At 40.5% G+C, this 15,684-nt stretch carries 12 protein-coding genes and 1 tRNA gene; 3 read left to right on the top strand and 10 right to left on the bottom strand.

Translation table 11 applies throughout. The features are described 5' to 3' along the window. Positions 1-103 precede the first annotated feature (103 nt). The 4 genes from BLS33_RS18600 to BLS33_RS18585 form a co-directional block, all read right to left on the bottom strand. Positions 104-177 (bottom strand) — tRNA-Pro (locus tag BLS33_RS18600). Between the two features lie 68 nt (positions 178-245). Continuing rightward, a complete protein-coding gene (locus tag BLS33_RS18595; protein WP_089893153.1) occupies positions 246-1,169 on the bottom strand; it encodes an alpha/beta hydrolase in 924 nt (307 codons plus the stop codon). A gap of 35 nt (positions 1,170-1,204) precedes the next feature. Beyond that, complete coding sequence (locus BLS33_RS18590; RefSeq protein WP_089893150.1) at positions 1,205-2,128, bottom strand: alpha/beta hydrolase; 924 nt, start codon at positions 2,126-2,128, stop codon at positions 1,205-1,207. Positions 2,129-2,188: 60 nt separating this feature from the next. Further along, positions 2,189-2,905 carry a M15 family metallopeptidase gene (locus BLS33_RS18585; protein WP_089893147.1) on the bottom strand — a complete coding sequence of 239 codons (717 nt, stop codon included), beginning with the start codon at positions 2,903-2,905 and terminating at the stop codon, positions 2,189-2,191. A gap of 257 nt (positions 2,906-3,162) precedes the next feature. Between BLS33_RS18585 and BLS33_RS18580 the strand changes: the two genes are divergently transcribed. The 3 genes from BLS33_RS18580 to BLS33_RS18570 all read left to right on the top strand — a co-directional run bounded on the left by BLS33_RS18580 (position 3,163) and on the right by BLS33_RS18570 (position 7,058). Next, complete coding sequence (locus BLS33_RS18580) at positions 3,163-4,947, top strand: arylsulfatase (RefSeq protein WP_089893144.1); 1,785 nt, start codon at positions 3,163-3,165, stop codon at positions 4,945-4,947. A 98-nt stretch (positions 4,948-5,045) separates the two neighbouring features. Continuing rightward, on the top strand, positions 5,046-6,023 hold the full coding sequence (locus tag BLS33_RS18575) for a sugar phosphate isomerase/epimerase family protein (RefSeq protein ID WP_089893141.1): 978 nt from the start codon (positions 5,046-5,048) through the stop codon (positions 6,021-6,023). A 309-nt stretch (positions 6,024-6,332) separates the two neighbouring features. Next, positions 6,333-7,058, top strand: coding sequence for an energy transducer TonB (locus BLS33_RS18570; protein WP_089893139.1), 726 nt, complete (start codon positions 6,333-6,335; stop codon positions 7,056-7,058). A 113-nt stretch (positions 7,059-7,171) separates the two neighbouring features. On the opposite strand, the gene BLS33_RS18565 is transcribed toward BLS33_RS18570, so the two are convergent. The 6 genes from BLS33_RS18565 to BLS33_RS18540 all read right to left on the bottom strand — a co-directional run bounded on the left by BLS33_RS18565 (position 7,172) and on the right by BLS33_RS18540 (position 15,356). Next, positions 7,172-8,797 (bottom strand): sulfatase family protein, encoded by a 1,626-nt coding sequence (locus BLS33_RS18565; RefSeq protein ID WP_245731544.1) that lies wholly within the window; start codon positions 8,795-8,797, stop codon positions 7,172-7,174. A gap of 130 nt (positions 8,798-8,927) precedes the next feature. Beyond that, positions 8,928-9,752 (bottom strand): sugar phosphate isomerase/epimerase family protein, encoded by an 825-nt coding sequence (locus BLS33_RS18560; protein WP_089893135.1) that lies wholly within the window; start codon positions 9,750-9,752, stop codon positions 8,928-8,930. Positions 9,753-9,780: 28 nt separating this feature from the next. Then, positions 9,781-10,608, bottom strand: a complete 828-nt coding sequence (locus BLS33_RS18555) for a sugar phosphate isomerase/epimerase family protein (protein ID WP_089893132.1) — start codon at positions 10,606-10,608, stop codon at positions 9,781-9,783. Positions 10,609-10,706: 98 nt separating this feature from the next. After that, positions 10,707-11,423: a gluconate 2-dehydrogenase subunit 3 family protein gene (locus BLS33_RS18550; RefSeq protein ID WP_089893205.1), complete on the bottom strand. Its 717-nt coding sequence runs from the start codon at positions 11,421-11,423 to the stop codon at positions 10,707-10,709. A 2-nt stretch (positions 11,424-11,425) separates the two neighbouring features. After that, positions 11,426-13,144 (bottom strand): GMC family oxidoreductase, encoded by a 1,719-nt coding sequence (locus BLS33_RS18545; protein ID WP_089893129.1) that lies wholly within the window; start codon positions 13,142-13,144, stop codon positions 11,426-11,428. Between the two features lie 130 nt (positions 13,145-13,274). Beyond that, the gene (locus tag BLS33_RS18540) at positions 13,275-15,356 is read right to left on the bottom strand and encodes a thioredoxin domain-containing protein (RefSeq protein ID WP_089893202.1); all 2,082 of its coding nucleotides are present in this window, start codon (positions 15,354-15,356) and stop codon (positions 13,275-13,277) included. Positions 15,357-15,684: the final 328 nt, after the last annotated feature.

The raw sequence follows: 15,684 nt of genomic DNA, 5'->3' as shown, positions 1-15,684 counted from the left end.
TTTTTATGTGGTTTCATGAGGTTTCATCTGAACCCTCTAAAAACATAAAACGTTGCAAATCAGGTGATTTGCAACGTTATGTAACTAGATGAAACTAGTTGAGTCGGGATGACAGGATTTGAACCTGCGACCCCACGCCCCCCAGGCGTGTGCGCTACCGGGCTGCGCTACATCCCGAATTCGGATTGCAAAAATAGAAAAGTTAAGCAGATTACCTTACTTCTTTTCAATAAAAAACCAAAAAACTATTCCAAGCTTTCCATCCATTCGAATAAACGCTCCGTCCAACCTCGTAAATGTACATTATCTCTGGCCAAAGAAAACCCATGGCCTCCTGTTGGGTAGATATGCATGGTGGCAGGTACATTTTTGTTTTTTAAGGCTTGAAAAAAACGAAGACTATTCTCTACAGGAACTCCCGGATCATTGCCCGCATGAAATAGAAAGGTTGGCGGTGTCTCTTCTGTCACGGCTTTCTCGATAGAAAAATATTCGCCTATAAAAGGCTTCGATTTATGCTCTGACGACTCTTTTTGTGACGCTTTGCTAGAACTACGATTTTTAAAGGAAATAGCCGCATAGCCCAATGCGATAAAATCGGGCCGTGAATTCTCTTTGTCTATATCATCAATAGCATCGTATACCTGTTCATTAAAATGAGTACCCAGCGTGGCAACTAAATGACCACCTGCGGAAAATCCCATAGCCCCAATCTTGTCGGCTTCGATATTAAAATCCTTTGCCTTATTCCGTACCAATCGCATAGCACGCTGAGCATCGATCAAGGGTACCAGATGACTATCGGTTTGGGATACCGATGAAGGCAATCGGTACTTCACCACTATACCTGCAATCCCCTTTGAATTTAAAAACTTCGCTATATCAGTACCCTCCCAATCATAGGCCAAAATTTGATAACCACCACCCGGGAAAATCAACATAGCTTGTCCGTTCGCATTCTTTTTTGACGGCAGAAATACCTCTATTGTCGGCTCTTGCACTTTACTAATCCGTAAAAGGTCTTCACCTTGAACATGTGTTTCCTTATCATCAGAAGCTATCTGTTTCGGAATCTTATCTTTGGGCCACAAAGGTATGATCGTAGCTTGAGCGGAAGCCTGTAATAATCCCAAAAGCACAAAAATCAGTAGACCACCAGTATATTTCATTTCAATCAATTTTTTATATCAATTTGGCTAAAGACTCACTCCAAGCTTTCCATCCATTCGAATAAACGCTCCGTCCAACCTCTTAAATGTACGTCTTCGCGTGCCAAAGAAAATCCATGACCTCCTTTAGGATAGATATGCATAGTCGCCGAAACTCCTTTGTCTTTTAAGGCTTGAAAAAAGAGCAAGCTGTTTTCAACTGGCACACTCCCATCATCCGTGGCATGAATTAAAAATGTCGGTGGTGTATTAGCAGTTACTTGTAATTCGTTCGAAAAATGTTTTTCTAAATCTCCGTTATCCGTATCTCCCAAAAGGTTCTTCTCAGAACCAGAGTGTTTCGTCGTTTGAGTGAAGGTAACTACGGGATACCCCAATGCCATAAAATCGGGGCGAGCACTTGCTTCATCCATCTCGTCTACTGCGGCGTAGACCTTTTCGTTGAAATGCGTGCCTAAAGTAGAGGCTAAATGTCCTCCAGCAGAGAAACCTATTATACCAATTTTATCTTCTTGAATATTCCAATCTTTTGCTTTGCTCCGTACCATTCGCATCGCTCGCTGGGCATCAATCAAAGGAACGTTATATTTTTCCTTTTGTGAGACATCCGATGGCAAACGATATTTCACCACAATACCCGCAATACCTTTTCCGTTCAGAAATTTGGCGATATCGGTACCCTCCCAATCATAGGCCAAAATATGATAACCTCCCCCCGGAAAAATCAACACAGCTTGCCCGTTGGCGTTGGACTTTGATGGCAGGTATACTTCTATCGTTGGTTCTTGTACCTTGCTAATCCTCAAAATATTCGTGTAATCCCTTACTTCTTTTTCATCCGATTCAATACGGTTTGGAATTTTGTTTTCTGGCCATAAAGGCATGATAGTATCTTGGGCTTGCATAGAATAGAAAGTAAGGAATATAATAATCAAACTGTTCTTAAGAATTGTTTTCATAGGCTTTGGTCGTTTTGTTAAAATTATAAAATACTATTGGTTCATAGCTCAATTTCCAGTTTAATCACAATTCCATTTGAAATTGGCCACCTTATCCTTGCTAGCGGAAGAAAGGTTGTAGTGCCACCATTCGGTTCTGATACTCCAAAAACCATGACGTTCCATCGTTTCCTTCAGTAATTTACGGTTATCAAGAATCTCTTTGGGCAAATCGAAATTATCATGGTAGGCCTTTTTTCCAAAGAAATCAAAATCGGTACCCATATCCAGTTCTTCACCATTTAAAGTTACCAAGGTAATATCCACCGCTCCTCCCCTGTTATGAATAGACCCTTTTTTTGGGTTTGCCACGTATTGGGGATTTGGTACAATTTCCCACATTTTATACTGTACAGAATTAGGGCGATAGCAATCATAAAACTTAATTTTAACTCCGTGTTGTTTAAATTCAGCGTTCGCCTTAATCAAAGCCTTTGCTGTTTTTACACGGGTATAGCATTCGGCACAATCATATACTTTGGCTTTTAGAAAATTATTTTCTGTGGCATAGCGTAGGTCATAGGCAAAACCATCACTAAAATCAGCCAATCGAATAAAGGTGGTATCTGCTAGACCTTCAAACGATCTAAACTTCGGTTTGGGCGGAGTAACCTTCTTGATTACCGTATCCACTGCCTTTTGTATAATATCTTGTTTATGTGATTGCTCTTCTTTAGACGGCTGTTCTTTGCATCCAAAAATAAATAAGGCCATCAAACCTGTTAAAAAATACTTCATGTAACTGCTGTTTCTATAATTCGATTCCCTGCTTTATTTTTATATAAGCATAGGAGAAACAAAAAATCGATTAATCCTCTGCACATTTGGGTAATACTATAAATTAAATTTCCCAATCTAAAAAAACACACACAAATTTCTCATTCTCAAAGCTCCAAAATTCCGATTGGAAGATAACACAATTTTTTAGTTCGAAAAATTTGGGATTTTGGTTTAGTGAACATCAAATTCACAATAATATGGATTAACTTTAGACCATGTCAGTTCTATTTCAACGTATTCTTCCGGTCGCCTTGATTCTTTCCATGTGGGCTTGTCAAGCTCCCAAAAAAGAAAGTAAAATTCAAGAGAAAAAACCCAACATCATTCTAATCATGGCCGATGACCAGGGTTGGGGTGATTTAAGTTTCAATGGCAACACCAATCTCAAAACACCCCATATCGATGCTATTGCCAAAAATGGAGTGGCTTTTGAAAACTTTTATGTCCAGCCGGTCTGTTCCCCTACGCGCGCAGAGTTGTTGACAGGTCGCCATTTTACCCGTTTGGGGGTCTATTCTACCTCGGCCGGCGGAGAACGGCTAAATCTCGGGGAAACCACCATTGCCGAAATTCTAAAAAAAGCCGGCTATCATACCGCAGCTTACGGAAAATGGCACAATGGTATGCAGCCACCGTATCACCCCAATGCCAGAGGGTTTGATGATTTCTACGGATTTGCTTCCGGTCATTGGGGCAATTATTTCAGCCCCATGTTAGAACATAATGGGCAAATTGTTAAAGGAAATGGATTTTTGGTCAACGATCTTACAGCACATGCCTTATCGTTTATAGATGAAAATAAGGATGACCCATTCTTTTTATACCTCCCTTTGAACACTCCTCACAGCCCCATGCAGGTGCCGGATGCCTATTGGGATCGTTTTCAAGACAAACCGCTTGATATGACCTATCATGGGGAAGAAAAAGAAAATACAAATTTCACGAACGCCGCCTTGGCCATGGTCGAGAATATCGATTTTAATGTAGGTCGTATCAGCGAAAAATTACGAGAGCTTAATTTAGAGGATAACACGATCGTGGTTTATCTTTCCGATAATGGACCCAATGGCTGGCGATGGAACGGTGGTATGCGGGGCAAAAAAGGATCCACTGATGAAGGAGGTGTTAGGGCACCTTTCTTCATTCAATGGAAAGATAGTATCCCTGCCGGAAACACGGTAGCCCAAATAGCAGCTGCCATAGATATCTTACCAACTTTGATTAATTTGACCGGCATCGAGGTCGAAACCGAAAAGCCGATAGATGGTAAAAACCTATCCCCACTAATATTTTCAAAAAATACAAAATGGAAAGAGCGTTTTGTCTATAATCATTGGAGTGGAAAAACAAGTGTACGTTCTCAGCGCTACCGCTTAGATACCGACGACCGCCTCTATGATATGGTCGATGATATCGGTCAAACTTCTGATGTTTCCGATAAATTTCCTGATATTGCCGATTCACTTAAAAAGGCCAAGACCAATTGGTTAACAGCAATTCCGCCTAGCAAAAAGACCGATGAAGAGCGCCCCCTAACTTTGGGTCACCCTGATTATATGTATACGCAGATTCCCGCTCGTGACGGTATTCCCCACGGAAATATTGAAAGAAGTAACCGCCATCCGAACGATACTTTTTTTACGAACTGGAAGAATGTAAATGACTCCATTACGTGGAATGTCGCTGTTCTAGCCGATGGTGTATTCGAAGTACAGCTATATTACACCTGCAAAGCAGAAAATGTGGGGGCCACAGTACAGCTTACACATGGAAATAACCAATTGACCACAACTATAACAGAAGCGCATGACCCTCCATTGAAAGGAATGGAAAATGATCGTGATCCCCGAATAGAATCATATGTGAAAGATTTTAAGCCAATTACAATGGGAGAAATAAAACTTGAAAAAGGAAAAGGCCAGCTAACACTAAAGGCGGTAAATATTAGTGGAAAGGAAGCGGTCGATGTACGTTTGTTATTGTTTAAACGAAAAGAATAATCTGACGGAATACCCTAAAAACAAACAATTGGAATCAAAATAGGACTAACTAAAAAACTAAGTGTTTTGGTTTCTCGTAATAAAAATTAACTACAAAAATGCAGGATAAAATTTCTAGAAGAAAAGCTATTGCAAATAGCCTCAAAATTTCTGGCGCGGCCTTGACAGGGTTCGCATTTACGAAAAATGATTCGCCCCAAACATTTGATCAAAGTATTCAACCAAAAAAGAAGTTGCCTTTTAGAATAAGCCTGAACACTTCAACAATCATGGCTTATAAATTGGATGTCGATAAGCAGATTGAAATGGTTTCCGATGCGGGCTTTGACGGTATTGAATTATGGATGCGGGATATCATAGCCTATTTGGATAAAGGAGGCAGTACTTCACAGCTAAAGGAAAAGCTGGAAACCGGTAAACTCGTCTTGGAAAACATTATTGGTTTTTCAAAATGGTGCAGTGATGACCCTAAGGAAAGACAGGAAGCTATTGATCAGCTCCGCAAAGAAATGAATATAACCGCTAGCTTGGGCGGAAAATATATCGCAGCCCCGGTACAGGGCATCTCTTCCCTTGACCGCGGAAAGTATGACGAATACGCCCAAAGGTATAATGATATACTTGCTTTAGAGCAAGAAACAGGAGTAACCCCTATTATCGAGCTTTGGGGTGCCGGTGCTTTGCACAATTTAGCCGATTGTGCTCAAATTGTAATTTCTACGGGCCATCCGAAAGCCACTATGCTTCTAGACATCTACCATGTATACCGCGGAGGTAACGATTGGGACACCGTCGATTGTCTTAATGGAAAACGACTACCGGTTATTCATATGAACGACTATCCCGCAAGTCCCGAACGTGAATCATTAACTGATGCACATCGGGTGTTGCCGGGTGAAGGTGTTTGCCCGTTTGATGTTGTTATTCCTAGACTATACGAGGCAGGTTTTAACGGTGGTTTTTCCGTGGAGCTTTTTAATAAAGAATATTGGTCGACCATGGATGCGGAAACCTTATTAAAGAAAAGCTACGAATACACACTTCAGGTGATTGAAAGCGCACTCAAAAAGAAATGAAATCAAATTGTGCCATTTTGAAGCCATTCCGAAATTCGTTCAATCATTCAGAAATAATTTTTAAATAACTCACAATTTACATTTTGTAGTTTTTCCAATTCCATTATCCAACCATAGTAAACTTTGCCCTTTTAAGGGGTTCAAAGGCTTTTGTACGGGTCAAACCCACTTCTTCGATTCCGCTACTAATTCCGATTAACACATGATAATGGCAAAACCATTGCATTACTGCCCCCATCCAAAACTGACCAATATCATATTTAAAAAGGAAAGGTTGGCTTACCTTAAGGAATACTAAATTTTTAGGTGATGGAACTAAAAAAGAACCCAAAAGCCGATTTGAACCGAGACAGCGGACTATTTTTTGTCATTGGGCTTGCGCTGGTGCTCTTTGTAGTATGGAGGGCATTAGAGTTCAAAAGTTACGATACGACGACGGAAGAGGTAATAATTGCCCATACCGCCGAATCCGATTTACGGGAAGAAGTACCCGTAACGGAAATTTTAAATGTGCCACCTCCTCCCGCTCCACCTGCCGCCCCAGCTATTATCGAAGTGGTGGAAGATGTTTCGGATATAGAGGAAACGGTTATACAAAGTACAGAAATTAATCAAGAGACCATAATTGACGATGCAGTGGTCTCCGTTGATGAAATAGAAGTGGAAGAAGAGGAGGAAGAAATTACGGTACCTTTTGCCGTAATCGAGAATATTCCTGTTTTTCCGGGCTGTGAGCAAGGTTCCGATGCCGAGAAAAGGGCTTGCTTTCAACAGAAGGTACAGGAACATATTAACAAGAACTTCCAATATCCTCCCATAGCCTTAGAGATGGGAATACAGGGAAAAGTCTATGTACAATTTGTTATAAACACCGAAGGCCATGTGACCAATATTAGAACGCGAGGTCCCGATAAGCTTTTAGAGCAGGAAGCCGAACGAATTATCGCAGCCCTGCCAAAAATGACCCCTGGCAAGCAAAGGGGGAGAGCCGTAAACGTGCCCTATAGCATTCCCGTTACCTTCAGACTACTGTAAGTTTATCGTTTTCATGGTATTTTATTAGCGATAGTCTCGAATCGCCGTCCCTTAGGCTTATCCTATTTCAACCTTTATATTCAGAAGGCTGAAATAGGATAATCACTTTACCATCAATTTACCTTATATTCCAAAAGATTGCTGTCTTCGAACCCTATGCGCTCCGCTTTGGCAACAAACGAAGTATCACCGGGCAAAGGCTGTGTATAGAACTGCCAAATAGAATCTTGAGGCTGTTTATAAAGAATAGTAGCGTCGGGTCGATGTGAATATAAAGCAACACCACTTACTTTTTTTTCCATTTCCAATGGCGTTAATTTGGGTTGTTTGCCATTTGGAAGCCATTTTGCCAGTAAATCCTTTTCAGGATATATCCCTAAATCGTGCGTGTCAAAAATCCAATCTTTTAAAACTCCACGCAAATGTTTTAGAGTGTCCTTTAGTTCTGCGCTATCCGCCAAATTTTCCAATTCGTAGGGATCGTTTTGAAGGTCATAAAGCTCTTCCTCTGGTTTTGGTGTGCGAAACCATAAGGACTGCACGGAGTCCAATTCTCCGTTTTTCCACATCGCTTTCATTTTTCTCATCATCGGCATCTGCTCTCGATATACCACCGGTAAGGCATTGCTAATATTGGTATTGAAATTCTTAATGTATTTATAGCGTTGCGAACGTACCGCTCGTAATCGGTCGTAAACCCCATCAAAACGATCGGAAGTGGTGAAGATGTATTTGCTTTTTGAACTATCACGAAATTCCCCGTATAACGCTTTTCCTTGCATTATTTCAGGAGGCTTCACACCTGCCCAAGATAAAAGTGTAGGGGCAAAGTCAATAAAATTGACAAAATTGTCATTGCGTTCCCCTGCCCTCTCGTTTCCGTCAAACTTAATAATCAACGGAACTTTAGTTCCTGTTTCATACAACGCACGCTTATGTCGTGGCAACGGTCCACCATGATCCCCGTAAAAAAAGATGATGGTATTGTCGTAAAGTCCGTCTTCCTTGAGTTGGGCTATAATTTCACCGGCCTGGTCGTCCATACGCTTGAGATTGCTATAGTTGACCGCCAAATCGTGCCGTATAATATCGTTGTCCGGGAAATAGGGTGGCACCGGTACCGAATCGGGGTTCACAAAAAGTTCACTATTCCCATGTTTCCAAATACCCGATTCGTGACATACCTCAAAATTAAAAACGGAGAAAAAAGGAACGTCTTTCGGGCGGTTGCGCCAATGGGCCTTCTTACTACTCTCATCCCAGGCAGACTCCAATCTTTTAAAATTATAATCTTCTTTGGAATTATTGGACGTATAATACCCTCTTTTTCGTAACAACTGAGGAAACATAACCGTTCCCTTTGGTACAATGGGCGAATAAGATGGTATACCTATTTGCATTTGATTACCTGGGTCACCAGGTGAATAGGTGCGCATATTGTGGGTACCTAGTGTAGTTGGATACATTCCCGTAATAATACCACTGCGTGTAGGCGCACATACGGGTATAGGTGCATAAGCATTTGTGAACACCACTCCATCGGCGGCCAAAGCTTCCAAATTTGGCAATGCAATCGTACTATCTCCATACATCGGGAAAAAATCGGGGGATTGATCTTCAGCCACGAGCCATACAATATTCGGGAGATTCTCTGTTGATTTCGTTATTTGAATTTCCTTTTTCTCGGCGCAACTTAACATTAAAGATGCAGCAATGATGAGGAAGGTCATTTGTTTCATAGATCAATAATATAGCGTTGATATTATAAAAATAATAGTTCTAATGTAACCGATATACTCTATTTCTGAATACCTAATTAGGCCGAGTCATCAATCTTGGGGAAAGTGCAAAATTTATAAAAGTAGTTCGTTATTCCAATTCACTTAAAAACTTCAAACTTTGTGGTACTTGTTCCACTACACGTGAACATTCATCTTCAATAAACATGTATTTGACCACACCCAACTCTTTGGCTCGTTTGACAACGCCGGCAATATCTATCTGCCCAGTACCTAGCACTACATTGGTCTCTACATCTTCATGCCCCGTATTGTTTCCCTTCACTCCTTTTTCGAGATCTTTTAAGTGCAAAAGCACGAATTTTTCAGGATACTTATTCAACAAGGTCAAAGGATCCGCACCACCGTGCTTTACCCAATAGACATCCATCTCAAAAGCAAAATGGTTGGCGTGCTGTGCCATATAATCAAACAAGGTTCCACCTTTATACGGGCGGAACTCATAGCCATGGGCATGATATGCTAGCGTAATACCCTCCTTTTTCAATTGTTTGCCTGCCTTATTGAATACTTCGGTGGCTTCTTTTGTTTTCTCGATATCAAAATTGTTTCCGTCGTGTGAAATCCATGCACACATCACATATTTTGCGCCGTAGGCCTTCGCATTTTTAATGATTTCATCGACCTTTCCGTTCTTCAGATCATCATATGAGGCACCGACACTGACAACATCTAAATCTCTTTTTTCTAATTCACTTTTGAAATCCTCCGTTGATAGCCCATAAGTACCACCCCCTTCGAGATTAGTCAAGCCCCAAGATTGAATTATATCTAAAGTACCAGGCACATCGGTCTTAAATTGATTTCTTAAACTGTAAAGTTGAATACCAATTTCTTGTGCATTAATCGATATGGTACATAAAGTCAGTAAAAGAAGTGTTGTAATTTTTTTCATTATAGCTGTATTGTTAAGATTGTATTTTCTATTCTTCCAAGCTTCGTAAATATTCCAAACTTTGAGGTACTTGGTTCACTACCCTTGAAGACTCATCTTCAATGAACAAATATTGTAGTCCCCTATTTTTTGCTTCCGTCACAATTTCCGCGATATTTATCTGGCCCGAACCCAAGGTTACATTCGTTTCTACATCAGATTGCCCGTTTTGATTTCCGACCACTCCCTTTTGACAGTCCTTTAGGTGCATCAGTTTAAATTCATTCGGGTATTTCCTCAACCATTCGACGGGATTTTCCCCAGGATGGGCGAACCAATAAACATCCATTTCAAAATCAAAATATTCAGATTTTTCAATCATATAATCCATCAAAGTAGCATTCTTATAAGGTCGAAATTCATAACCGTGTGGATGATAAACCAAGGTAATGCCGGCTGCTTTCATTCTTTTTCCTGCCTTGTTAAAAACATCCAAGGCCAGATTGGTATCATCGATGGTAAAAATAGTATCCTTATGCGGAATCCAAAAACAGACTACATATTTTGACCCATAATCTTTGGCTCTTTTAATAACCGTTTCAGGACTATTTTTTAATTCTTCAAAGGGTGCACTTGCACTGACGATTTCCAAGTTATTTTTAGCCAAAAGAGCCTTGTATTCGTTTAGGGTATACCCTTGGGTACCATCATTTCCATCTTCCACTTTAGTAATACCCCAACTCTTAATTTTGGCGAATGTACCGGGAACGTCTTTCTTGAACTCATTTCGCAAACTATACAGTTGTAGTCCTATTTCTTGAGCCGACCCAGATATGGTGAACAGCAGTAAAAACAAAAGTATTGTGGCTTTACGCATATGATAAACAATTAGTATTCAATTGAAAACACCCTAAAATACAAAATACTTCCCTTCATGGAAAGGAAGTATTTTATTTATTATAACCAAGAATTTACCTAAGTCAATAAATTTCCTTTTTCATCCCATTCGGCGATTTCATTACGCTTACTTTGGTCAACACATTTGGCAATCCACTCTGGATCATACTCTACGCCATGTTGTTTTAGCACCTCATCGGGAACACCATCCCAAACATTGGGAGAGTTACCCTTGTACCCCAAGTCGGCAATACCAACCTTTGATGTATAATAGCCGGTAACAACCAAGTTACGCATGAGTGCGAAAAATTGAATTTCCAAAGCTTGGTCATCCAATGGCTTTTCAGTGTCATGAAAACAAATCGTATCCAAAATTTCCTTTTGCTGCTCTAAAGTAGCGGCCTTGAATTCAACCCCATAATCGGTATTCGATTTATGGTCTAACCACATTAAACCGCCCAAGAGGGTATTTTGCATTTGAGGCATGTCTTTACCGATAAACTCGATAAACTCAGGAACTTCAGCTTCGATAGGCCCACCATGTGGTTCTTTTGGCGGAAGAATTACAGTACTTAGCACGGCAATGGTTTCCATTTCATGGGCATTGAACAACTGCTCCGCATTTAATTTTTCAATGCGCTCCAATTCTTTAGGCGTCCGGCCAAAATATTTGGTGTCAGTAGTAGCAACTTCCTGTGTTACAGCCTCGCCACTTTCAGGCTTACATCCATGAAAGGCGATAGCAGATGCGCCAGCACCAAGAATCATCGTTTGTATACTCTTTCTTCTGTCCATCATTAGATATTTTGTTGTTTCAATTGTTCGATAATATAATCGGATGCCCTCCAAGATAAGGCCAAGATTGTCCAGGTACAGTTTTTATCGGCTTGCGACACAAAGGGTCCGGCATCAACAATAAAAACGTTGTCTACATCATGTAACTGATTAAATTTATTGGTTACCGACGTTTTCGGATCATCGCCCATACGGGTCGTACCTACTTCATGGATAATTTCACCAGGAGCATGTAACCCATAGTCTCTATCCTTTCCTGGTTTGTTTAAATAAATTCCACCCATATTATGTGAAATTTCTTCGAAAGTGTCCTGCATGTGCTTGGCCTGACGTACTTCTATATCTGACCATTTATAATTGAACTTTAGCACAGGTATACCATAATCATCTACTGTTGTAGGGTCAATTTCGCAATAATTCTCCTTTACCGCCAAACCTTCACCTCTACCACCAAAGCCTACGATGGCTCCATAGTATTTTTTAACCTCACCACGTAGTTTATCTCCATATCCACCTGTTGGCAATCCTAATAATTTATTAAAATTACTCTGGTCAAATCCGAATCCATAATTGGGTTGGCCCATACCACCCCAAACTTCAATATGATACCCCCTTGGAAAGTCTAGATTTTTATTATCACCCCACCAAGGACTATAAACGTGCATGCCTCCTACCCCATCTTCGTTGTAAGAAACATCGCGATCCATTAAACCAGGTACAAATGCAGAACCACTACTACCCGTAGAATCGTGTAAATATTTACCCACTAAGTCACTGCTATTTCCTAAACCGTTCGGGTGTTGTTTACTTTTACTATTTAAAAGAATTCGTGCAGAACTACAAGCCGAAGCTGCTAGCACTACAACTTTACCCTTTAGCTTATATTCTTTTCTATCATCTTTACTAATATACGAAACTCCTGTAGCTTTTCCTTCGGCATTCGTGGTCACTTCACGCACCATAGAGTTTACGAATATCTTCACTTTTCCGCCGCTTTTCTGTGCAGGAAAAATTAAGCAACTACCCGCGGAGAAATCAGCGTATACTTGGCACGACCGGTTGCATTGACCACAATAAAAACAAACTCCACGCTCATTATTGATACGCTTGGTAAGCATTGAAAGGCGACCAGGAATTACAGGAACGCCCGATTTTTTAGCGCCTTTTATATAAAAAAGTTCGTGCAACCTTGGTTTTGGCGGCGGAAGAAAAAAACCGTCCGGATCATTTTCTAACCCTTCATTAGTACCAAAAACCCCGATTAATTTATCTACTTTATCGTAATATGGTTTTACGTCGTCATACCCAATCGGCCAATCTTCACCGTGGCCATCGCGCGTTTTTCCTTTAAAATCTTTTGGTCCAAAACGGAGTGAAATCCTTCCCCAATGGTTCGTTCGACCTCCAAGCATTCTTGAACGCCACCAACGGAATGTAGTTCCTTCGGCATGGGTATAGGGTTCACCTTCAACTTTCCAATCGCCATAAGACATGTCCCATTCTCCAAAAGCCCGATCGGTTCCAGCACCTCGTCGAGGTGAATCGTAGGGCCATTTTAATTGGGTCATTGTAGTGGGGTCTGCCGGGTCAAAAAACGGACCTGCCTCAACCACGGCAACATTGTAACCAGCATCGGCCAATTGCTTGGTAGCCATGCCGCCACCCGCACCTGAACCGACGATAATCACGTCATAAACTTCTGAGGATTCTTTAATTTGCATAATATGGTTTTTCTTAGATGGCCTAAATTAGAAATTTAAACTAAAAAATCCCTTTTTTTATACAAACAATTAACTATTCCTCACTGTTTGACACAAATGGTACTATAAATGAAACAAAATCAAGAGTTGTTTAAAAATTAGCCATTTGAATTAATGCCTCCTCCACAGTCGCTACCGGAAGCTTACAAGTGGCATCTTGACAGACGTAGATAAAGGTCTCGCCATCAACGTACCTGCCTTTAAACAATGGTAATTCGCTCTCTGAAACACTACCCACCACCAAGGCATTCGATAGGTTCAATTTGTTGATTTTCTGAACAAGCGCAGGCGCATTTTTACCGACTACCGCAATTTCAAAATACGGGAGGGCTATATTTTGCAATAGGGCATTCCACTTCGCGTAGCTCTGGGCATGCTCACTTACTAAAGGTACCATCGATGATAGCATAGATTCTGATTTATTCCATAAATCCCTGTTATATTGAATATGCCCCAGTTGAAATAAATTATGTGCCATAACCGCGTTGGGCGAAGGCAATACCCCGTCATCCGTTTTTATAATCTTGGCAACAAGTTCATCACTATTGCTATAATGAAACATGCCAGAAGCCGAATCTGAATATTCCCTTTCAGTAATACTATTCAATTCCTCGGCAAAATTCAGATATTCTTCATCCATGGTCGCCTCATATAGATTAAGTGAAGCATCGATCATATAGGCATAATCTTCTAAGAAGCCATCAGTACGTTTGTCACCTTCTTTATAGGAATGGCGCAAGTGTCCGTTTTGGAAACTTTTTTTCCTGATGAAACTAAAAACCGATTCGGCTTTCTCAAGAAATTCCTTTTCGTCAAATGCTTTATAGGCATCTACAAAACCACTAATCAATAATGCGTTCCAAGAAGTTAAAATTTTATCATCGGTACCGGGGCGCACTCGTTTTTCCCTTGTCTTTAAAAGCAAATCATTCACCCGCCTCTTGAAAGTTTCTAAATCGGTCGGTAGGATATTGTTTTCCTCCATAAATTCTTTATCGGTCATTGTGCGATACAAGACGTACTTACCATCTTCCCAAAGGTGCTCAGGTTGTATATTGTAATACTTGGCGAACAATTCAAAATCGTTGGCTAAAACTGCTTTTAATTCCGTCTCCGTCCATATATAGAATTTTCCCTCTTCTCCTTCGCTATCTGCATCGATAGCCGCATAATAACCTCCCTCGGGATTTTTCATTTCACGATCTAAGAAGGCTATCGTTTGAGAAACCAACTTTTTATACGCTGGTTCTTCAAAAGTTAAGTAAGCCTTGGCATATAAGCTTAGTAATTGCGCATTGTCATACAGCATCTTTTCGAAATGGGGTACCTTCCACTGCTTATCGGTGCTGTATCTGAAAAATCCACCGGCAAGATGGTCGTATACTCCACCCTGGGCTATTTTGTCCAACGTATTTTTTACATGGGCTCTAGCCTTTTCACTATTGTTTATTTTTCCGTAATCAATAAGGAAATCCAAATTTCCGGGCAACATAAATTTTTGAGGTCCTCGAACACCTCCCCATTCCAAATCCCAGTTTTTGGCCCAAACATCGACACTTTCGTCCAAAGTATTTTGGGTCAACATACCTTTGTTATCCGTTGGTTCAATAACATTGGCTTCGGCAATACCGGCAGCGACCATATCGGCATATTCCCCAGCTTTTTTAGGGTCGTTCTTATACAATTCGCTCACCTTCGTAAGCACCTCGCCCCACTGCTCGTTTGTATGATAAGTACCACCATATAAAGGTTTACCATTGGGCAAAACAATCATATTCAGCGGCCATCCCCCGTTTCCCTTTATCAACTGTAAGGCGGTCATATATACGTGGTCTACATCAGGACGTTCTTCGCGGTCTACCTTGATATTAATGAAATTTTCATTCATGATTTTAGCGATGGCTTCATCCTCAAAAGTCTCCTCTTCCATAACATGGCACCAATGACATGACGAATATCCGATACTTACCAAGACCAATTTATTTTCCTTTTTTGCAGTGTCCAACGCCTCTTGGCTCCATGGTTGCCAGTTTACGGGATTATGGGCATGTTGCAAAAGATACGGACTAGTCTCATTGATCAGGGCATTGGTGTATTTATGCCCCGAATCTTGTTGACCGGTATTCTCTTTGCAAGAAAATAAAAACACTAGTGACAATAGGGTTGCCTTCATTATACTCGTATTGGATGTTTTATACATCATATCTTTTATCATAGCAATTAATCTTGCTAAAATACTTCTTTTATAGCAACAGTAAGAATTATACGATTGACACCTAGCTTATGCGGAAATTAAGATAAACTTCTTAGAAGGAATTCGACAATGCCTACACTGAAAACCGAAATTGTTTATAGATATATTTTACATTTCAAGGTACAAAGAGATTGCATGAATAAGGTTTCACCAATAAAAAATCATTTGCTAACTTATGCCTTTCAAATGCATTACTATTTTGGCTTGAAGAAGCTACATACAATGCATCACTAAGATACAACCAACA

The organism is Kriegella aquimaris, assembly GCF_900103215.1.
Lineage (GTDB): Bacteria > Bacteroidota > Bacteroidia > Flavobacteriales > Flavobacteriaceae > Kriegella > Kriegella aquimaris.
The sequence above is the reverse complement of the archived record's forward strand: the minus strand, read 5'-3'. Positions and strand labels throughout refer to the sequence as shown.